This is a genomic window from Rhodococcus sp. ENV425, assembly GCF_002887785.1.
In the GTDB taxonomy this organism is placed as follows: Bacteria; Actinomycetota; Actinomycetes; order Mycobacteriales; family Mycobacteriaceae; genus Rhodococcus; species Rhodococcus aetherivorans.
Genome location: NZ_PCZU01000254.1, coordinates 15,592 through 34,018 on the forward strand (window position 1 = coordinate 15,592; position 18,427 = coordinate 34,018).

General features: G+C 70.6%; 19 protein-coding genes. 11 read left to right on the top strand and 8 right to left on the bottom strand.

Features of this window, described 5'->3' with window-relative positions; all coding sequences use genetic code 11:
• Window positions 1–108 precede the first annotated feature (108 nt).
• The gene (locus tag CQZ88_RS22550; protein ID WP_065922948.1) at window positions 109–990 is read left to right on the top strand and encodes a glycosyltransferase family 2 protein; all 882 of its coding nucleotides are present in this window, start codon (window positions 109–111) and stop codon (window positions 988–990) included.
• A gap of 75 nt (window positions 991–1,065) precedes the next feature.
• On the opposite strand, the gene thpD is transcribed toward CQZ88_RS22550, so the two are convergent.
• Complete coding sequence (gene thpD, locus CQZ88_RS22555; protein ID WP_029541769.1) at window positions 1,066–1,953, bottom strand: ectoine hydroxylase; 888 nt, start codon at window positions 1,951–1,953, stop codon at window positions 1,066–1,068.
• A 168-nt stretch (window positions 1,954–2,121) separates the two neighbouring features.
• Here thpD and CQZ88_RS22560 point away from each other — a divergent pair, with 168 nt between their 5' ends.
• Both CQZ88_RS22560 and CQZ88_RS22565 read left to right on the top strand, forming a co-directional pair.
• A complete protein-coding gene (locus tag CQZ88_RS22560) occupies window positions 2,122–3,165 on the top strand; it encodes a zinc-binding dehydrogenase (protein ID WP_006931096.1) in 1,044 nt (347 codons plus the stop codon).
• 30 nt (window positions 3,166–3,195) lie between these two features.
• Entirely contained in the window at window positions 3,196–3,621 is a 426-nt protein-coding gene (locus CQZ88_RS22565; protein WP_006931104.1) for a VOC family protein, read from the top strand.
• 10 nt (window positions 3,622–3,631) lie between these two features.
• On the opposite strand, the gene CQZ88_RS22570 is transcribed toward CQZ88_RS22565, so the two are convergent.
• Together CQZ88_RS22570 and CQZ88_RS22575 are read right to left on the bottom strand one after the other, a co-directional pair.
• Window positions 3,632–4,630 (bottom strand): AraC family transcriptional regulator, encoded by a 999-nt coding sequence (locus tag CQZ88_RS22570; protein ID WP_006931106.1) that lies wholly within the window; start codon window positions 4,628–4,630, stop codon window positions 3,632–3,634.
• A 2-nt stretch (window positions 4,631–4,632) separates the two neighbouring features.
• Complete coding sequence (locus CQZ88_RS22575) at window positions 4,633–5,826, bottom strand: pyridoxal phosphate-dependent aminotransferase (RefSeq protein ID WP_080688542.1); 1,194 nt, start codon at window positions 5,824–5,826, stop codon at window positions 4,633–4,635.
• A 117-nt stretch (window positions 5,827–5,943) separates the two neighbouring features.
• On the opposite strand from CQZ88_RS22575, the gene CQZ88_RS22580 reads away from it, so the two are divergent.
• Window positions 5,944–6,546 carry a carboxymuconolactone decarboxylase family protein gene (locus CQZ88_RS22580; protein WP_006931110.1) on the top strand — a complete coding sequence of 201 codons (603 nt, stop codon included), beginning with the start codon at window positions 5,944–5,946 and terminating at the stop codon, window positions 6,544–6,546.
• Here CQZ88_RS22580 and CQZ88_RS22585 read toward each other — a convergent pair.
• Window positions 6,528–6,941, bottom strand: a complete 414-nt coding sequence (locus tag CQZ88_RS22585; RefSeq protein ID WP_006931112.1) for a VOC family protein — start codon at window positions 6,939–6,941, stop codon at window positions 6,528–6,530. The two genes, CQZ88_RS22580 and CQZ88_RS22585, sit on opposite strands and share 19 nt — an antisense overlap.
• A gap of 113 nt (window positions 6,942–7,054) precedes the next feature.
• On the opposite strand from CQZ88_RS22585, the gene CQZ88_RS22590 reads away from it, so the two are divergent.
• The gene (locus tag CQZ88_RS22590; RefSeq protein WP_065922947.1) at window positions 7,055–9,400 is read left to right on the top strand and encodes a galactose oxidase-like domain-containing protein; all 2,346 of its coding nucleotides are present in this window, start codon (window positions 7,055–7,057) and stop codon (window positions 9,398–9,400) included.
• 41 nt (window positions 9,401–9,441) lie between these two features.
• On the opposite strand, the gene CQZ88_RS22595 is transcribed toward CQZ88_RS22590, so the two are convergent.
• The gene (locus CQZ88_RS22595; protein ID WP_065922946.1) at window positions 9,442–10,371 is read right to left on the bottom strand and encodes a sigma-70 family RNA polymerase sigma factor; all 930 of its coding nucleotides are present in this window, start codon (window positions 10,369–10,371) and stop codon (window positions 9,442–9,444) included.
• 358 nt (window positions 10,372–10,729) lie between these two features.
• Between CQZ88_RS22595 and CQZ88_RS22600 the strand changes: the two genes are divergently transcribed.
• From CQZ88_RS22600 to CQZ88_RS22625, 6 genes are all read left to right on the top strand, one after another.
• Window positions 10,730–11,818: an ABC transporter substrate-binding protein gene (locus CQZ88_RS22600; RefSeq protein ID WP_050034701.1), complete on the top strand. Its 1,089-nt coding sequence runs from the start codon at window positions 10,730–10,732 to the stop codon at window positions 11,816–11,818.
• The gene (locus CQZ88_RS22605; protein ID WP_029541783.1) at window positions 11,815–12,639 is read left to right on the top strand and encodes an ABC transporter ATP-binding protein; all 825 of its coding nucleotides are present in this window, start codon (window positions 11,815–11,817) and stop codon (window positions 12,637–12,639) included. Before CQZ88_RS22600 ends, CQZ88_RS22605 begins: the two co-directional genes overlap by 4 nt.
• Window positions 12,632–13,504, top strand: coding sequence for an ABC transporter permease (locus CQZ88_RS22610; protein ID WP_006931126.1), 873 nt, complete (start codon window positions 12,632–12,634; stop codon window positions 13,502–13,504). Before CQZ88_RS22605 ends, CQZ88_RS22610 begins: the two co-directional genes overlap by 8 nt.
• Window positions 13,505–13,537: 33 nt before the next feature.
• Complete coding sequence (locus CQZ88_RS22615; RefSeq protein WP_065922945.1) at window positions 13,538–14,890, top strand: LLM class flavin-dependent oxidoreductase; 1,353 nt, start codon at window positions 13,538–13,540, stop codon at window positions 14,888–14,890.
• Window positions 14,891–14,993: 103 nt separating this feature from the next.
• The gene (locus CQZ88_RS22620) at window positions 14,994–15,506 is read left to right on the top strand and encodes an MFS transporter (RefSeq protein WP_374703835.1); all 513 of its coding nucleotides are present in this window, start codon (window positions 14,994–14,996) and stop codon (window positions 15,504–15,506) included.
• A gap of 7 nt (window positions 15,507–15,513) precedes the next feature.
• Window positions 15,514–16,500: an LLM class F420-dependent oxidoreductase gene (locus tag CQZ88_RS22625; protein ID WP_006931130.1), complete on the top strand. Its 987-nt coding sequence runs from the start codon at window positions 15,514–15,516 to the stop codon at window positions 16,498–16,500.
• 25 nt (window positions 16,501–16,525) lie between these two features.
• Here the strand turns inward: CQZ88_RS22625 and CQZ88_RS22630 are convergent, their stop codons facing one another.
• The 3 genes from CQZ88_RS22630 to CQZ88_RS22640 all read right to left on the bottom strand — a co-directional run bounded on the left by CQZ88_RS22630 (window position 16,526) and on the right by CQZ88_RS22640 (window position 18,181).
• Window positions 16,526–17,089, bottom strand: a complete 564-nt coding sequence (locus CQZ88_RS22630; protein WP_006931131.1) for a GNAT family N-acetyltransferase — start codon at window positions 17,087–17,089, stop codon at window positions 16,526–16,528.
• Window positions 17,090–17,091: 2 nt separating this feature from the next.
• Window positions 17,092–17,760, bottom strand: a complete 669-nt coding sequence (locus tag CQZ88_RS22635; RefSeq protein ID WP_006931132.1) for a DUF3239 domain-containing protein — start codon at window positions 17,758–17,760, stop codon at window positions 17,092–17,094.
• 136 nt (window positions 17,761–17,896) lie between these two features.
• Entirely contained in the window at window positions 17,897–18,181 is a 285-nt protein-coding gene (locus CQZ88_RS22640) for a hypothetical protein (RefSeq protein ID WP_232334102.1), read from the bottom strand.
• Window positions 18,182–18,427 lie beyond the last annotated feature (246 nt).

Genomic DNA, 18,427 nt, shown 5'->3' on the forward strand with positions numbered 1-18,427 from the left:
GCGGCGCCCCTGACGCCGGTGCCCGGGAACCGTTTCGGGGGATGTCCCGGAACGGTTCCCGCCCTCGGCGCTCCGCGGCGCGCGGCCGGTCGCGGTAGCGTCGGAGGCATGCATCAGCACACGCTGTCGGTGGTCGTGCCGGCGTACAACGAGGAACGCTACATCGGTCCGTGCCTGGCGGCGCTGTTGGAGCAGGAAGCGGACATCCGCGAAATCGTGGTAGTGGACAACAATTCGACGGACAGGACGGGCGAGATCGTCGACGCGATCGCCGAGCGGTCTCCGATCGTCCGCCGGATCGTCGAGCCCCGCCCCGGCGTCGCATTCGCCCGCAATGCCGGATTCGACTCGGCGGCAGGAGATCTCCTCGGCCGGATCGACGCCGACACGCGGGTGCGGCCCGGATGGGCCCGCGCGATCCTCGACTTCTTCGCGCGTGCAGACACCGAGAGCGTCGGTGCCGTCAGCGGACTCAGCAACTCCTACGACTCGCCGTACCGGGAGCTCAAGCGCCGGTATATCGAGCAGCGCGTGCGCAAGGGCTTCTTCGGCGGTGAGCGCCGCATCGACAACCTGCACGGTGCCAACATGGCCGTGCGCCGGTCGGCCTGGCAGCGCGTCCGCGACGCGGTCAGCACGGATGCCGGGATCCACGAAGACCTCGACCTGGCCCTGTGCCTGCGCGAGGCCGACATCGAGATCGCCCAGCTCTCCGAGCTGTTCGTCGACATCTCCCCACGGCGTGCGCTGACGCCGCCGCGGGAGTACACCAAGTACATCCGCTCCGGAACCGCCACGTTCGAACTGCACGGCCGGATGAATCCGGTGCTTCGCCGAATCCTGCGGGCGCACTGGGCGTTCCACGTGCTCGTGTATCTGGCCTACCGGCCCTACGATCCGGAGCTGGGCCGGTTCACGCTCACCCGGCTGCTGCGCACACCGCGTGCCCGCACGCTGCCGATCGACGTGGCGGACACCGCCCGCGTGTGAGCGCCGCGATGCGGGGTGCGCCCGGCCCGCGCCGGTCGCACCCCGCGTCCGTTCGTGTCAGCACGTCCGTTCGGGTCAGTGCAGGGGAGTGAAGTCCCGGCTGCCGAGGTAGTCCGGCCGCCGGCGCGGCGCCGAGAACGGCTCGACGAGCGCGTTCTCGACACTGTTGAACACCACGAACAGATTCGACCGGGGGAACGGGGTGATGTTGCCGTTCGAACCGTGCATGCAGTTCGCGTCGAACACCGTGGCCGAACCGGCCGAGCCGGTGAACGTGGCGATGCCGTGCTCGGCGGCCATCGAGGTCAGCGTGTCCTCGTCGGGCGAACCGGTGGGGGGCACGTGCGTGACGAGGGACTGCCGGTAGTAGTCGTCGGGGGTGGTACCGGCGCACGAGACGAAGGTCCGGTGCGAACCGGGCATGATCATCAAACCGCCGTTGTAACCGTAGTTCTCGGTCAGCGCGACGGAGATGCTCAGCGCCCGCGGACGCGGCATCCCGTCCTCGGCGTGCCAGGTCTCGAAATCGGAGTGCCAGTAGAACGGTCCGCCGCGGAATCCCGGCTTGACGTTCAGCCTCGATTGGTGGATGTAGACCGCCGAGCCGAGGAGTTGGCGGGCGATTCCGGCGATCTCCGGTCGCCGGACGATCTCGGCGACCGTGCCGGAGAGGCGGTGCACGTCGAACACGGAGCGCACGTCCCCGCTTCCCGCCTCCCGCACGACCCGCTCGTCGTCGGCCAGATCCCGGCCCAGACGTGCCGTCTCGTCGAGCAGATTTCCGACGTCGTGCGCCGGCAGGAGCGCGTCGACGGTGTGGAACCCGCGCCGGTCGTACTCGGCGACGGCCGGGGCGTCCGGCGGCCCCGTTGCCGATCCCCACACCACCGGATCCGGCCGGGACACGCTCACGCAGTTCGTGCGGTTCCGGGTCGGGTAGTCGTCGATGACGGCCGTCTGCATTGTTGCGAATCACCCTCTCGAAGTCGATGACGGTTCCTTCCGACGCTCTCACCCACCGTGGGCGGATGCAACCCGTCGCGGAGATCCGCGGCACAAACATGCGCAACGCCGCATGCGCCGGGAGTAGGGTCGCCCCTGGCTGCCGCCGCACAACAGGATGAGGGGATCATGACCGAGACGATGCGCGCCGCGCGTTTTCATGCGGACACCAGAACCAATGTGCTGGAAGATGTTCCGATTCCGTCGCCGGGCCCCGGCGAGGTGCTCGTCAAGGTCGCCTTCTGCGGCATCTGCCACTCGGACCTGAGCCTGCTCGACGGCACCTTCCCGGCCCTGCTGCCGGTGGTCACCCAGGGCCACGAAGCCGCCGGGATCATCGCGGCCGTCGGGGACGGCGTGACCGGGTGGGAGGTCGGGGACCGCGTCGTGCCCTCGGCCGGACGACCGTGCATGCAGTGCCGCAAGTGCCGGCGCGGCGACCTGACCAACTGCCTGAACATCCAGTTGATGGCCTTCGCGTACGACGGCGCCTGGGCCGAGTACACCGTCGCACAGGCGGGCGGTCTCACCCTCGTGCCCGACAACGTCCCGCTCGAGCAGGCGGCGATCCTCGCCGACGCGGTGTCCACGCCGTTCGGCGCCGTCGTGCGCACCGGGCAGGTGCAGGTGGGCGAGGCCGTCGGCGTGTGGGGGGTCGGCGGAGTGGGCACCCACATCGTGCAGCTCGCCCGGCTGATCGGTGCCGTGCCGGTCCTCGCGTTCGACATCAACCCCGCGGTGCGGGAGCGGGCCCTCGAACTCGGCGCCGACTATGCGTTCGACTCCCGCGACCCGGACCTGGTGCAGAGGGTCGCCGAGGCGACCGGCGGGAAGATGCTCGACGTGGCCTTCGACTCGGCGGGCGTGAAGGCCACCTTCGACCAGGCCCTGCAGTGCGTGATGACGGGTGGCCGCGTCGTGGTCGTCGGGCTGAGCGGGCAGGAGGCCTCCCTGGGCCCCACCGCCACGTTCGGACTGTCGCGCAAGCACGTGATGGGCCACCTCGGCTACAAGAATGTCGACATCGAAACGCTCGCCGCGCTCGTCTCCCGCGGCCGCCTGGACATCTCCCGCTCGATCAGCGAGATCGTGCCGCTGGAGAACATCGCCGAGGGCATCGAGAAGCTGCACAACCACATCGGGGATCCGATCCGGATCCTCGTTCAGCCCTGACCTGTCGGAGTCTCGTCGTACCGTCGCCGCATGGGTTACGAATTCCAGGTGACGGTCGATTCCAACAGCCCGCACACGCTGGCGAAATGGTGGGCGGCCGCGCTGGGCTGGCGGGTGGAGCCGAGCAACGAGGACTTCATCCGCGGCCTGGTCGCGGCCGGCCACGCCCGCGAGGACGACACCGAGATCTTCGAGGGCGTCCTGGTCTGGAAGGCGGGCGCCGCGATCTCCGATCCCGAGGTGCCCGCGCGTCCGCGCGTGCTCTTCCAGCGGGTGCCCGAGGGCAAGACGGTGAAGAACCGGCTGCACTTCGACATCCGGGCCGGGGAAGAACGTGAGGCGCTCGCCGGGCGGCTCGTCGAGGCGGGCGCGACCGTCCTGCACCGGGGCCGGCAGGGGCCGAGCGAGTGGATCACCATGACCGACCCGGAGGGCAACGAGTTCTGCGTCGGGTGAACCGGCGGACCTACCGATACGCGCGCGGGGTCTTGCCTGTCCATCGCTTGAAGGCACGCCGGAACGCGCTCGGCTCGGAGAAGCCGAGGCGGGCCGACAGCGCGTCCACCGGTTCGCCGCGGCGCAGCCCGGCGATCGCCGTGTCGCGCAGCACCTCCTCGCGCAACTGCCCGAGCGAGGTGCCCTCCTGCCGGAGCAGGCGCCGCAGATGCGGTGCGCTCACCGACAGCATCTCCGCGACTTCCTCGGCGGTCGCCGTGCGTCCCTCGATGCCCGACTCGAAGATCCGCCGCACCTGCGACGCGGCGGTGGAGTCGTAGTCGCGTTCCGACATCATCAGATTCGGCGATTCGCGCAGATAGTCCTCGAGCGTCTCCTCGGTCTGGACGATGGGCGACCGCAGTGCCGCGTTGTCGATTTCGAGCGCCGCCCCGTCGGCGTCGAAGGTGACCGGCACCCCGAAGATCGCGTCGTAGTTCTTCGCGAGCACCGGATCGGGCTCGCCGTAGGGAACCGTGACCGACGCCAGCCGTACTCGTCCGCCGACGAGCCAGGCCGCGAAGCGGTGCAGCAGGATGAGCAGGAAATCGATGATGACGCGGGTCTTGTCGTCGCACGGCTCCGGCAGCACCACCTCGAGCCGGGTCGTCTGCGGGCCCGGCGTCAGCCGCAGTCTCGGCAGCGTCGGCAGCACGCGGTTGACCTCGATCATCCGTTCGAGGGCCTGGGCGAGGTCCCGGCAGTGGATCAGCGTCAGGCACATCACGCGGAAGGTGCCGCGGGGCACCGGCCCCGGGCCGAGGCCGAACAACTCGTCACCGGTGAGCTCCCAGGTCTTCTGCGTGAACCGGGTGACCTGTTCGGGGGTGAGGCGCGCGTGCGGGTGCGCGAGCACCGCGCGACTGATCCGGGCCGCGTCCAGGGCCGGGGCCAGATCCACGCCGTTCGCCGCGGCGAGAACCACCGAGCGGCGCACGAAGTCGGAGGGAATGGTGGCGGGGGCGGTCATGTTCAGCCGTGCTCCCGCAGGCTGCGCAGCCGCCGGACGCCCTCGAGGAGGACGTCGTCGCGCTTGCAGAACGCGAAGCGCACCAGATGGTTCCACTGCTGGGGGTCGTCGACGAAGGCGCTGACCGGGACCGCGGCCACCCCGATGCGTTCGGGCAGGGTCCGGCAGAAGGCGACACCGTCCGTCGCGCCGAACGGGGTGATGTCCGCGCACACGAAATACGTGCCGGCCGAGTCCAACACACCGAATCCGGCGTCGGCGAGGGCGCCGGAGAGCAGATCGCGCCTGCGCTGCAGATCGTCGCGCTGGGCGGCGATCCACGGCTGCTCGTGGGTCAGCGCGTACGCGACGGCGGGCTGGAACGGCGCCCCGGCGACGAACGACATGAACTGTTTCGCCGCGCGCACCCCGTCGATCAGTTCGCGGGGGCCGAGCGCCCATCCGATCTTCCAGCCGGTGACGTTGAACGTCTTCGCGGCGCTGGACACGGTGACGGTGCGTTCGGCCATGCCGGGCAGCGACGCGAGCGGGCGGTGCCGGCGGCCGTCGAACACCAGGTGCTCGTACACCTCGTCGGACAGCACCAGCAGGTCCCGCTCGCAGGCCAGTGCCGCGACCGCGGCGAGCGCCGCGTCGTCGTAGACCGTGCCCGTCGGGTTGTGCGGGGTGTTGACCACGAGCATGCGGGTGCGCTCGGTGACCGCGGCGCGCAGCGCGTCCACGTCCAGGACGAACCCGGACCCCGCGCGGGCGAGCGGCACCGTGCGGCGGCTCGCCCCCGCCAGCGCCACGGACGCGGCGTAGGAGTCGTAGTAGGGCTCGGTGAGCAGCACCTCGTCGCCGGGTTCGACGAGACCGAGGATGGCGGCGCTGATCGCCTCGGTGGCGCCGACGGTGACGAGGACCTCGGTGTCCGGGTCGTGCTCGAGCCCGTACCGGGCGGCGCGGTCCGCCGCGATCGCCCGGCGCAACTCGGGCGTGCCCGGCCCGGGCGGGTACTGGTTGACGCCGTCGGCGATGGCCTGGCGCGCGACGTCCAGCATCGCGCGGGGGCCGTCCGTGTCGGGAAAACCCTGGCCGAGGTTCACGGCGTCGTGCGTAACGGCCAGGGCGGTCATCTCGGCGAAGATCGTGGACGCGAACGGGCGCAGCCTGCGGACGGTGCGGACCCGATGTGAGGACGCGATTTCTGCCATTTCTGCAGCTTAGCCGCGCCCTTCCCGGCCTCCGGCAGCGGTCGTGTCACATCCGGCGGGGCTGTCTCGTCCAAAGGATGAACGGTCCCGCTCGGGACCCGAGGAACGGAGAAGGTCATGGCGCGCATTCCCGCGGTGACACCGGCCGAGGCCGGCGTCACGACGAAGATCGCCTACCGGGTGGCCCGGCGCCGCTTCGGGGAGGTGCCCGAGCCGTTCGCCGTCTACGCCCACCATCCGGCGTTGATGCGGGCGAGCGCCGTGCACGAGATGCTCGTCGAGCGCGCCTCGACGGTGCTGCCGGCGCACGTCCGCGAGCTCGCGGTGTACCGGGTGGCCTGGAGCGTCGGGTGCTCCTGGTGCGTCGACTTCGGCGCGATGCTGCAGCGGCTCGACGGACTCGACGTGGACCGCCTCGAGCACATCGCCGACTACGCGACCTCCGACGCCTACAGCGACGACGAGCGTGCGGCGATCGCGTACGCCGACGCGATGACGGGAGCCGGCGGTGCGGCCGTCGCGGTGACGGACGAGCAGGTCGCCGACCTCGAGCGTCGCTTCGGGCGGGCCGGGGTGGTGGAACTGACGTACCAGATCGCGCTCGAGAACATGCGGGCCCGGATGAACTCGGCCCTGGGCATCCACGAGCAGGGATTCAGCACCGACGCGTGCCGGGTGCCGTGGCTGCAGGACGACGCGGCTCAGGGCAGCACGAGCTGACCGATGGGACCCGGATTCCAGGCGATCTCCCACCGGAATCCGTCGGGGTCCGCGAAATACCCTGTGTAGCCGCCCCACTCACGTTCGACCGCGTCGGAGACCGGATCGGCTCCGGCGCGGCGGGCGGTGTCCAGCACCCGGTCGACGTCCGCTCGGTCGGCGACGTTGTGGGCGAGCGTCACGGGCGGGACGCCGCCCCGCTGCACGGGGCCGACCTCGGCCGCGAACTGCCGTTCGTCCCACAGGGACAGGACGAGGTGCGGGCCGACCTGGATCATCACCACCTCGCCGGGGACGTCGACGACCGGGGTCCAGCCGAGTCCGTCGACGTAGAAGCGCCGGGTGCGCTCGAGGTCGGCGACGGCGAGAGTGACGAAGCTCAGTCGTTGCTCCATGGCCGAAGCCTAGGCGTGTCCGTCCCGGACACGCGAGTGCGGATGGGCGACACTGTTCGTGGTGTCTCGTTCGCGGACCCGACCGCGGCCGGACCCGGATACTGGGAGGCGCCATGGCCGGTGGTTTCGTGCCTGTTCCGGACTGGTTCAGCTGGGAGAATCACGACTGCGGCGTCGCCGTCGCCGACCTCGACGGTGACGGCGCACCGGACGTCGTCGCTCTCATGATCGACAACCCGCGAGAGCAGAACACCGGCTGGTACCGGGTCGGACACGGGCTGGCCGCCGACGGAACGGTGCGCAACTGGGAGTCCTGGATCCCCGTTCCCGATTGGTGGGGCTGGGAGAACCAGGGCGCCGGTATCGCCGTCGCGGACCTCGGCGGTACCGGCACGCTCGACCTCGTCGTCTTCGTCGTCGACAACCCGTCCGGTCAGAACTCCGGATACTTCCGCATCGGCCGCGACCTGGCCGCCAACGGAACGGTCACGGGAGGGTGGACGCCGTGGATCGCGGTCCCGGACTGGTACGGGTGGGAGAACCAGGGCGCCGACATCGCGATCGCCGACCTCGACGGCCTGCCCACCCTCGTGGTCTTCGTCGTCGACAACCCGCCCGGCCAGAACAGCGGACAGTTCCGGCTGGGCCGGGGGTTGACTCCCGAGGGAACGCTGACCGCCGGCTGGACGCCCTGGGTGCCCGTACCGGACTGGTACGGCTGGGAGAACCAGGGTGCGGGCATCGCCGTCACCGACCTCGACGGCGACGGTCGGCCCGAACTGATCGTGCTCGCCGTCGACAATCCGCCGGGGGAGAACGGTGGTCACTACACGATCGGCTGGGGTCTGGACGGATCCGGTCACGCCCTCGACGGCTGGAGCGTGTGGTCCACCATCCCGGCGTGGGGCTTCTGGGAGAACCAGGGTGCGGCAGCCGCAGTGCTGGATCGGGGCGACGGTTCCCGGCCCGAACTGGTCGTGCTCGCGACGGACAACCCACCGCAGCGCAACACCGGATACCTCCGCGTGGTCGAACTCGTCACGGACGTCGACGAGGCGCCCGACATGGGCCTCTGGCGGCTGCTCGACTTCGGCACCGAGATCAATCCCGTGCACGCGGCGCTGCTGCACACCGGGGACGTGCTCTTCTTCGCAGGCTCCGGGAACGATCCCGACCACCATGCAGCCCATCGATTCCGCACCAGAGTCTGGCACTATCCCGCTCCCGAACTCGACGCTCCGGCCACACCGATCGACCTGTTCTGCGTCGGGCAGGCGTTTCTTCCCGACGGGCGCCTTCTCGCGGCCGGGGGCACCGAACGGTACGACCCGTTCTACGGTCTGAAGGACGCGCTCGTCTTCGATCCGGTCACGGGGGAGTGGTCGGCGACCGCCGACATGACGTACGGGCGGTGGTACCCGACGCTGCTCACCCTCGGCGACGGGAACGTGGTCGCGGTGTCCGGACTCGGCGCCGACAACCATCTTTCGGTCGTCCCCGAGCGGTACACCGCGGCGACCGCGACGTGGTCGGAACTGCCGTCGCCGGGCCCGATCCCGATGTATGCGCACCTGTTCCTGCTCGCGGACGGCCGGATCTTCTATTCCGGAGGTCAATACGGCGGGAACAACGGCATGCGGCCGTCCGTGTGGGATCCCGATACGGGTCACGTCACCGCCGTGGCCGGCCTGGCCGTGCCCGGTTCCCGCAATCAGGCGGCGAGCGTGCTGCTGCCGCCGGCCCAGCAGCAGAGGGTCATGATCCTCGGCGGCGGAGGATTCGACCTGCACAGTCCCGCACCTGCACTCGCCGACACGCGGATCGTCGACCTCACCGACCCGGAGCCCGCCTATCGGCCCGGTCCCCCGATGGCCCATGCCCGCATGCATCTGAGCGCGGTGCTGCTCCCGGACCGCACGGTGCTCGCCACGGGCGGTTCGGCGGTGGAGGAGACGGCGCACGGCGCACCGCCCCATGCGGAGATCTACCGGCCCGCCACCGGCGTGTGGACGCACACCGCGCCCTCTCGGGTGCCCCGGCTCTACCACTCGGTCGCCTTGCTGACCCCCGACGGGAAAGTGGTCACCGCCGGCTCGAATCCGGCCCGCAAGACGGAGGACCTGCGCATCGAGATCTACTGGCCCCCGTATCTGTTCCACGGCGACCGGCCGACCCTCGAGCTGGCCGCCGCCGAGGGCGGGTACGGGGGAACCGTTGCCGCGACCGTGCACCCGCGCGGCGCCGTACAGACCGTCGGCCTCGTCCGTCCGGGCGCCTGCACCCACTCGTGCGACAGCGAGCAACGCCTGGTCGACGTCGCGTTCACCACCGGGGCGGGTGGATCGGTCACGCTGCATCTGCCCACCGACCCCGACCTCGCGCCGCCGGGGTGGTACCTCGTGTTCGCGGTCGACGAGCACGAGGTGCCGTCGATCGGCCGATGGCTGCACCTGGGGTGAAACCGATCGCACCGTCCGGTCGGCGGATTCGGCCCGGTTCGCTACGCTCGGTGGTCGTCCCCGCGGGCGAGCAGGACGCCGCGGAGCTTGTCGGGATTCGCCATGTCGTAGGCCGCCCAGACCCGTCCGTTGCGGACCGTGCAGCCGACGACCCGGCCGGCGAAGGCCCGGTGGGTCTCGTCGCCGGGGCCGCCCCCGCTGACGAACCCGAGTTCGCCGTTGACGAGCGCCGGTGTGCCGGCCAGGAACGCCTCGGCGCCGTAGCGCTGCATCAGGCCCAGGAAGAACCGGGCGAACCGCTCCGCGCCGACGACGACGTTGACGGCCGTGCGGGTCACCCCGTTGGCGTCTCCGATCACCCGGGCATCGGGATCGAGCGCCGCGACCACCGCCGCGAGGTCCCCGGAGGCGAGGGCGGTCATCAGCCGCTGCACCGCCTCGACGTGCTCGGCGGCCGGCACGGGGGGCGGCGCGGCCGCGACGGCCCGCCTACCGCGGGAGGCGAGCTGGCGCGCGGACGCCGGCGTGACGTCGAGAATGCCGGCGATCTCGTCGAACGGCACGGCGAACCCGTCGTGCAGGACGAAGGCGACGCGCTGGGCGGGGGTGAGCGTGTCCAGCACGACCATCGCCGCCATCCTGCTGTCCTCCTGCCGCACCACGGCTTCCAGTGGATCCGGGGCCGGCGATCCGCCGAGCGGGGTGACGATCGGCTCGGGCAGCCACTGGCCGACATAGTTCTCCCGGCGCGCCGTCGCCGACCGCAGCCGGTCGAGGCACAGGCGTCCGACGACGGTGGTCAGCCATGCCCGCAGATCGTCGATCCGGTCGGTGTCGGCGCCGTCGAGGCGCAGCCACGCGTCCTGGACCGCGTCCTCGGCGTCGGCGACGCTGCCCGTCAGCCGGTAGGCGACGGAGAGCAGGTGCGGCCGATGCTGCTCGAAGGCGTCGGCGAGCACGGCGGTGCGCATGGGGCGATCGTACCGACCGACGGCGCGATCGCGACCGGTACGGCACCGGACCGAACATGTCAAGGGATCCGCACACGGATGCGCCGAAGCGTTGACCCGTCGCGGCGGCCCGGGACAGACTTCCGGAGTCCGATCGCCGCAGAAGGAGTCCACCGTGTACGAGTGTCCGGACTGTTGTCGCTGACCCTCCCGGTGTAGCCCGGCGTGCCGGCCCGTCCGGCCGGCCGCCGTCGCGCGATCTTCCGTTGCCGCACCGCGAATCCCGGTGTCGCGTACGCCTTCACTGTCGCCGCGCGCCGCATTTCTCCGTGCCCGCCGTGCCGGGCCTCTTCGTCGAACGTAAGGGACAACTCTCGCGATGTCGTATTCCACGCTGCGCAGCCGACTGGTCCGGTCGGCTGCGGTCGCAGCCACTCTCGTCACCCTCGCCGCGGGGGTCGCGGCCTGCTCCTCGGGGTCGGAGACCACCACCACCGAGGACGGTCGCACCGTCCTGCGCTACCAGGGCTCGGCCGGCCAGGTCACCTATCCCGAACTCGCGGAGAACCTCGGTTACTACGAGAACGTCGCGCTGGACTGGGTGGGCGACACCACCAGCGGTCCGCAGGACATCCAGTCCGCGGCCACCGGCCAGACCGAGTTCGGCGGCGCATTCAACGGCGCCGTCATCAAGCTCGCCGCCGCCAACTCGCCGATCACGTCGGTCATCAGCTACTACGGCTCCGACAAGGAGTCGTTCAACGGCTACTACGTGCTCGAGGACAGCCCGATCCGCACCGCCCGGGATCTGATCGGCAAGAAGGTGGGGATGAACACGCTCGGTGCCCACCACGAGTTCCTCGTCCGCGAATGGCTCGCCCAGCAGGGACTGACCCCGGACGAGATCAAGCAGGTCGAACTGATCGTCGTGCCCCCGGTGAACACCGAGCAGGCGCTGCGGGAAGGGCAGATCGACGTCGGCACCCTCGGCAGCGTGTTCCGCGAGACCGCGGTCTCGCGCGGCGGGATCCGTCCGCTGTTCACCGACGAGTCCCTGTTCGGGGCGTTCAGCTACGGCACGTACGTCTTCCGAGACGACTTCATCGCCGAGAACCGGGACGCGGTGGCGGATTTCGTGCAGGGCACGGCGCGGGCCATTCGCTGGGCGCAGACCACCCCACGCGACGAGGTCATCGCCGAGTACAAGGAGATCATCAACGGCCGCGGCCGCAACGAGAACACCAACCTCGTCGAGTTCTACAAGAGCCCCGGCGTCGCCGGCCCGGGCGGGACGATCACCGAACAGGAGATCCAGACCTGGCTCGACTGGCTCGCCCGGAACGGCGAACTGCCCGAGGGCACGTTCACCCCGGCCGACATCTACACCAACGAATTCAACCCCTACGCCAACGGCACCTACGAACCGTCGAGCGGTCCGAACGGTGAACCCGTCGAGGAGGCGAAATGAGCACCACCCCGAAGCTCCGTCTCGAGCACGTGACCAAGCAGTTCCCGGTCCGCGGTACGGACACCGCGTTCACTGCCCTCGACGATGTCAGCCTCGACCTGGCCGACGGTGAGTTCCTCGTCCTCGTCGGCCCCAGCGGCTGCGGCAAGTCCACGCTGCTCGACCTTCTCGGCGGGCTGAGCAGCCCGACGTCGGGACGGATCCTGCTCGACGGACAGCCGATCTCCGGGCCGGGCCTGGATCGGGGCATCGTCTTCCAGCAGTACGCGCTCCTGCCGTGGCGCACCGCGCGGCACAACATCGAATTCGGCCTCGAGGCGAAGGGCCTGCCCCGGCGTCAGCGCCGCGCGCTGGCCGAGCACTACCTCGAGCTGGTGGGGCTGCGCGGGTTCGGCGATCGCTATCCGCACGAGCTGTCCGGCGGCATGAAACAGCGCGTCGCGATCGCCCGGAGCCTGGCGTTCGACCCCGAGGTGCTCCTCATGGACGAGCCGTTCGCCGCCCTCGACGCGCAGACCCGGGAGTCGTTGCAGGACGAGCTGTTGCGGATCCGGCACGAGACCGGCAAGACCATCCTGTTCATCACCCACGGCATCGACGAGGCGATCTACCTCGGACAGCGCGTCGCCGTGCTCACGTCCCGGCCCGGGCGGATCAAGACCGTCGTGGACATCGACATCGATCGCACCGTCGACGACGTCCGGTCCGGCGAGGCGTTCCGACACTATCGACACCGGATCTGGTCGTTGCTGCACTCGGAGGTCGAGCGCGCGCAGCACCACGAGTTCGGTGCCGCAACCCAGGAGGTGCAGCATGTCTAGTCCGAGCGCCACGCTGATCGACCCCGTCGAGCTCGACGGGGCCCTCGCGGAGCAGCGACCCGCGCCGGCCGTGCCCGCCCCGGGCGCCGGGACCGGACGCCGGGTCGGTGCCGTCGTATGGCGCGGTGTGAAGCCGGCCCTCGCGATCCTCGCCTTCCTCGCGGTCTGGGAGACCGCGCCCCGGCTCGGGCTCGTCGACGAGGTGTTCCTGCCGCCCTTCACCGTGGTCGCGGAGGCCTTCACCCAGCTGATCGGTAGTGGCCAGCTCGCCGAACACCTCGGCGCCAGCCTGTCCCGGGCCGTCACCGGATTCGTGATCGCAGTGCTCGTCGCGATCCCGCTCGGGGTGGCGATCGGCTGGTACCGGCCGGTGGCCGAGTTCCTCAACCCGATCCTCGAGCTGTTCCGCAACACCGCCGCGCTCGCACTGCTGCCCGTGTTCATCCTGATCCTGGGCATCGGCGAGACCTCGAAGGTGGCGCTGGTGATCTACGCGAGCACCTTCCCGATCCTGCTCAACACCATCTCCGGCGTGCGCACCGTGGATCCGCTGCTGGTCAAATCGGCCCGTTCCCTCGGTCTGCCTTCCTACCGCCTGTTCCAGAAGGTGATCCTGCCGGCTGCCGTGCCGACGATCTTCACCGGCATCCGGATGGCTGCGGCCTCGTCGATCCTCGTGCTCATTGCGGCCGAGATGGTCGGCGCCAAAGCAGGTCTCGGCTATCTCATCACCGCCTCGCAGCTCAACTTCCAGATCCCGAACATGTATGCCGGCATCGTCGCCATCTCCCTCGTCGGTCTGACCTTCAACGGGATCCTCGTCGCAGTCGAGCGCCGACTGTCCCGCTGGCGCGCAGACCAGTAGTCCGTCCGTTCCCACGTACTCGGATAGGTTGTCATGTCCCAGTCTCCGAAGCAGTTCCACCTCAACGCCTTCCTGATGGGGGTCGGCCACCACGAGGCCGCCTGGCGGCACCCGCGCACCGACGAGCGCCGCGTCCTCGACGTCGCACACTTCCAGGAGCTCGCGCAGATCGCCGAACGCGGCAAGCTCGACTCGGTGTTCTTCGCCGACGGCCTCGCGACCGGTCCCCGCGTGGAACACAACATCCAGGCGGTCTTCGAGCCGATCACCCTGCTGTCCGCGATGGCCGTCGTCACCGAGCGGGTGGGCCTGATCGCCACCGCGTCGACCGGCTACAACGAGCCGTTCAACCTCGCCCGCAAGTTCGCCTCGCTCGACCACATCAGCCACGGCCGCGCCGGCTGGAACATCGTGACCTCGGGTGGCGCCGACGAGGCGGCCAACTTCGGCTACGACGAGACACCGGACCACGCCGGCCGTTACGACCGCGCCGCCGAGTTCGTCGACGTCGCCGTCGACCTGTGGGACAGCTGGGACGACGATGCCGTCGAGCTGGACGTCGACAGCGGCCGCTTCGCCGACCCGGCCAAGGTACACACCATCGACCACGACGGCGCGCGGTTCACGGTGCGCGGCCCACTGAACTCCCCGCGCTCACCCCAGGGCCGTCCCGTGCTGGTACAGGCCGGATCCTCGGAGAGCGGAAAGGATTTCGCCGCCCGGTACGCCGAGGCGGTCTTCACCGCGCAGCGCACCCTGGCCGAGGGGCAGGCGTTCTACCGCGACCTGAAGGCCCGCGTGGCCGAGGCGGGGCGGGATCCGCACTCCCTGAAGGTGCTCCCCGGGATCGTGCCGTTCATCGGCGACACCGAGGCCGAGGCCAAGGCGCTCGAGCAGGAGTTCACCGACCTGATCTCACCGGCGTACTCGTTGCGCCAGCTCTCCGGGATGGTGGGAGTTGATCTCACCGAGCATGCCCTGGACGCGCCCCTGCCTCCGCTGCCGCCGATCGACCGGATCCAGGGCAACAAGAGCCGCTACGAACTGGTGAGGAACCTCGCCGAGAGCGAGGGCCTGACCGTGCGCCAGCTCATCGGGAAGCTCGGCGGCGGCCGCGGTCACCGCACCTTCGCCGGCACCCCCGAACAGATCGCCGACGAACTGCAGCTGTGGTTCGACAGCGAGGCCGCCGACGGCTTCAACGTCATGCCGCCGTATCTGCCCGGCGGACTCGAGGACTTCACCACCCGCGTGGTGCCGATCCTGCAGGAGCGCGGGCTGTTCCGCACCGAGTACACGGCGACGACGTTGCGCGGCCACTACGGGCTCGACCGCCCGGCCGGTCGCCTCGCGGCCACCGCATACGCGGGTGCCGCGACGGCGTGAGTCCGCCCCTCGAACCGACGTCGCTCGTCCGGACGGTGTTCGTCCCGTCCGCGATCTTCGGGATCGGGCAGGGTGCCGGGGCCCCGGTGGTTGCGCTTCTCGCGTGCGACCTCGGGGCCCCGGTGTCCGTGGCCGGGTTGATCGTGGCGTCGACCTACTCTGTTCGTATCCGGCGGGACAGATGATGGACCGCTTCGGCCGCCGCGTCGTGGCGGTGCCGTCGCTGCTCGTGATCGGTGTGGCGTTTCTGGCGCTCCCGATCGCGGACGATCTCGTCTCCCTCGTGGCGGTGGCCGTGCTCCTCGGAATCGGCAACGGCCTGGGCAACGGCGTCATCATGACGCTCGGGGCCGACACCGCCCCGCCGCGGACGCGTGCGGAGTTTCTCGCGGCCTGGCGACTGATGCACGACAGCGGTATGTTCGCCGGCCCGTTCGCGGTCGGGGCCGTCGCCGCGCTGTCGCTGGCGGCCGGCGCACTGACCGTCGGAGGACTCGCGATGCTCGGTGCCGCCGTCATGTACCGGTACATTCCGCGATACTCGGCTTGGCCGCGTCGCACGCTGCAACCGGCGTCGGCGTCCGAGAAGGCAGCACACACCACGACACCGAGTTAGGACCCACATGCGTTTCGGATTCTTCGTCCCCCAGGGCTGGCGGCTCGACCTCGTCGGCATCGATCCCGCCGAGCAGTGGCGGGTGATGCGCGACCTGGCGCAGCGCGCCGACGCCGGCCCGTGGGAATCGATCTGGGTGTACGACCACTTCCACACCGTGCCTCTGCCCACCGAGGAGGCCACCCACGAGGCCTGGTCGCTGGTGTCGGCATTCGCCGCGGTCACCGAGAACGTGCGCATCGGACAGATGTGCACCGCCATGAGCTACCGCAACCCCGCCTACCTGGCGAAGGTCGCCGCGACCGCGGACATCATCTCCGGCGGCCGCATCGAGATGGGCATCGGCGGCGGATGGTACGAGCACGAGTGGCGCGCGTACGGATACGGCTTCCCGCCCGCCGCCGAACGGCTGCGCCGGCTCGACGAGGGCGTGCAGATCTTCCGGCAGGCCTGGACCACCGGCACCGCGACCCTGCACGGCAGGCACTACCAGGTGGACGGCGCCGTCGTGCGCCCCCTGCCGCTGCAGGACGGCGGCATCCCGCTGTGGATCGCCGGCGGCGGGGAGAAGGTGACCCTGAAGATCGCGGCCAAGTACGCGCAGTACACCAACTTCGACGGCACCCCGGAGGGCTTCGCCCACAAGTCGGAGATCCTGCGCGGGCACTGCGCCGACGTGGGCACCGACTTCGACGCCATCGTCCGCTCGGCGAACTACAACGTCGCGATCGGCCGGACCGAGGCCGAGGTGCAGGAGCGCCTCGATGCGCTGCGCGCGCGGCTCGAACCGTACGTCGGGCCGGAGAAGGCCGACAGCGCGCTCGACGCGTTCCGGGGGCTGCCCGCCGTCGGCACTCCCGAGCAGATCGTGGAGAACTTCACCGCGCTGAAGAAGCAGGGCATGACCTACGCGATCCTCTATTTCCCCGAGGCCGCGTACGACACCTCGGGCATCGAGTTGTTCGAGAGGGAAGTCCTGCCCGAACTGCGCTGACCGGGGTCGCCGGCGGCCGTGCCGATCACATCGGCCACCCGTCGGCCGGCACGCGTGGGTCGTCGGGCAGCAGACCCGCGACCCACGCGTCGTGCCGCACCCCGCGCTGCAGCACGCCGCGCCGTTGCACCCCCTCGAAGCGGAAGCCGACGCGCCGCGCCACCGCCGCCGACGCGAGATTGGCGGCCAGCGCCCGCCATTCGATACGGCCCAGTTTCAGACCGTCCGCGCGGAAGGCGAAGTCGCACAACACGTTCACCGCGGCCGTCGCGAGCCCGCGGGTGCGTGCGGCCGGAGCGATCCAGTACCCGATCTCCGCGGCCGACGGGTCGCGCGCGATCAGCCCGATCGTGCCCAGCAGCGGGCCGTCGGCGGTGGTCCGCACCGCCCACACCGGACTGTGTCCCTCCCAGCCGGCGGGCACCACGTCGCCGACGAACCGTTGCGCGTCGGCGCGGGTGTAGGGGTCGGGGACCGTCGTCCACCGGACGATCGACCGGTCCCGGCAGGCGGCCGTGATCGCGTCGACGTCGTCCGGGCCCGGCACCGTGAGAACGACGGTGCTTCCGGCGAGGACGACGGGTCGCATGGTCAGCGGAGGTCGGGGGGCAGGTCCTTCGGGTCCAGCACGAGCCGGCGCTCGTCGCTGGCCGCGACCTCGTCCGAGAGGGACAGCTTGCCTTCGACCACCTTCCACTCGGTCTCGTCGATGGCGGCCGCGGCCTCCCGCAGCACCGAGGCGTCGCGGGTGCCCCACGCGATCGGCATCGGGCTGACCATCTGCCACGCGCCGCTCGTGTTGCGGGTGGTGCGGTCCGACAGCACCGCGACGCACGGCACGCGCTCGCCGACCTGCACCCGGTGCCCCGGTACGGCCGTGACGTCCCGGGCGACCAGCGCATAGCGGTGGACGCCGGTCTCCGGCTTGGCGATGTCGACGAGCGCGAGCAGCGTCATCCCGCGCGGCCGGAGCTCGGAGACCACGGCCGGCACCAGGGGACTGTCCCGGTACAGGTGCTGGATCGTGCCCACCTTGCGCGGCGCCCATACCGCAACCCACGCAGCGGTGAGTGCGGCGACGATCACCACCGCCGCGACGACGAAGGACCACGCCTGGCCGATCAGGAGCAGCCACACCGCGGCCGCCGCGAACAGCACCGCCAGCACGATCCCCGAGACCCGCAGCCGCCGCACCTCGGCGACGGTCTGATTGACGGCCTTGGCGTGGGGCAGGTCCACGGGGAAGTCGAAACGGCGCACGCCGTCAGCTTATGCGACCGGCTGGTCGGCGGTGGAGCCCTGTAGGGGGGCCGCAGCGGTGGTGAGGGGGGCGTTGCTGTGGAGCCCTCTCGCGCGATGGCGCAGGATCCACCCCTTCGACACGAGGACCTTCGGATCACTGCGTAGCGGCCCGTACCGCCGCGATCACCCCGGCGACGAGCAGGGCCAGCAGGGCGACCACGAGCAGGACCGGAGCCAGCAGCGCCACCAGGACGACGGCGAGAGCAAGGAGGATCTTGGCCTTGATGCTCAGTCCGGACAGCAGGCCCTTGAACGCTGCCCACACGACGTTCTTGCCGGTCAGGAAGGCCCGGATCCCCTCCAGGACGGCACCTTTGATCGGGTGGCCCTCGGTGACGGAGTCGGTGAGCTGATCCGTCCACCCGGGGATCTTGCGCATCACCGCGGCTCCTTGCCTCCGCGCCGCGCGCGCAAGTCGGCGAACGCGGATCTTCAGCCACTCGACGAGGGCCGCGAAGGGTCCGGGCTTGCGGCTCGGAAGAGGCTCGCCGCGACCAGTGGGTCCGGGGCGTTGCGAGGTCGAGGCCGGCCGGCGGGGCGTGCGCTCCGGCGACGAGGGCCGGGATGCCGACGAGGGCCGGGATGTCGTGGAGGTGCGGGACTGCTCGCGGGGCCGCTGCCGTGC

Bases quoted from the DNA above. Each gene is read 5' to 3' on its own strand.
- CQZ88_RS22550 (WP_065922948.1), top strand. From the start codon at position 109: ATGCATCAGCACACGCTGTCGGTGGTCGTGCCGGCGTACAACGAGGAA.
- thpD (WP_029541769.1), bottom strand. From the start codon at position 1,953: ATGCAGACGGCCGTCATCGACGACTACCCGACCCGGAACCGCACGAAC.
- CQZ88_RS22560 (WP_006931096.1), top strand. From the start codon at position 2,122: ATGACCGAGACGATGCGCGCCGCGCGTTTTCATGCGGACACCAGAACC.
- CQZ88_RS22565 (WP_006931104.1), top strand. From the start codon at position 3,196: ATGGGTTACGAATTCCAGGTGACGGTCGATTCCAACAGCCCGCACACG.
- CQZ88_RS22570 (WP_006931106.1), bottom strand. From the start codon at position 4,630: ATGACCGCCCCCGCCACCATTCCCTCCGACTTCGTGCGCCGCTCGGTG.
- CQZ88_RS22575 (WP_080688542.1), bottom strand. From the start codon at position 5,826: ATGGCAGAAATCGCGTCCTCACATCGGGTCCGCACCGTCCGCAGGCTG.
- CQZ88_RS22580 (WP_006931110.1), top strand. From the start codon at position 5,944: ATGGCGCGCATTCCCGCGGTGACACCGGCCGAGGCCGGCGTCACGACG.
- CQZ88_RS22585 (WP_006931112.1), bottom strand. From the start codon at position 6,941: ATGGAGCAACGACTGAGCTTCGTCACTCTCGCCGTCGCCGACCTCGAG.
- CQZ88_RS22590 (WP_065922947.1), top strand. From the start codon at position 7,055: ATGGCCGGTGGTTTCGTGCCTGTTCCGGACTGGTTCAGCTGGGAGAAT.
- CQZ88_RS22595 (WP_065922946.1), bottom strand. From the start codon at position 10,371: ATGCGCACCGCCGTGCTCGCCGACGCCTTCGAGCAGCATCGGCCGCAC.
- CQZ88_RS22600 (WP_050034701.1), top strand. From the start codon at position 10,730: ATGTCGTATTCCACGCTGCGCAGCCGACTGGTCCGGTCGGCTGCGGTC.
- CQZ88_RS22605 (WP_029541783.1), top strand. From the start codon at position 11,815: ATGAGCACCACCCCGAAGCTCCGTCTCGAGCACGTGACCAAGCAGTTC.
- CQZ88_RS22610 (WP_006931126.1), top strand. From the start codon at position 12,632: ATGTCTAGTCCGAGCGCCACGCTGATCGACCCCGTCGAGCTCGACGGG.
- CQZ88_RS22615 (WP_065922945.1), top strand. From the start codon at position 13,538: ATGTCCCAGTCTCCGAAGCAGTTCCACCTCAACGCCTTCCTGATGGGG.
- CQZ88_RS22625 (WP_006931130.1), top strand. From the start codon at position 15,514: ATGCGTTTCGGATTCTTCGTCCCCCAGGGCTGGCGGCTCGACCTCGTC.
- CQZ88_RS22630 (WP_006931131.1), bottom strand. From the start codon at position 17,089: ATGCGACCCGTCGTCCTCGCCGGAAGCACCGTCGTTCTCACGGTGCCG.
- CQZ88_RS22640 (WP_232334102.1), bottom strand. From the start codon at position 18,181: ATGCGCAAGATCCCCGGGTGGACGGATCAGCTCACCGACTCCGTCACC.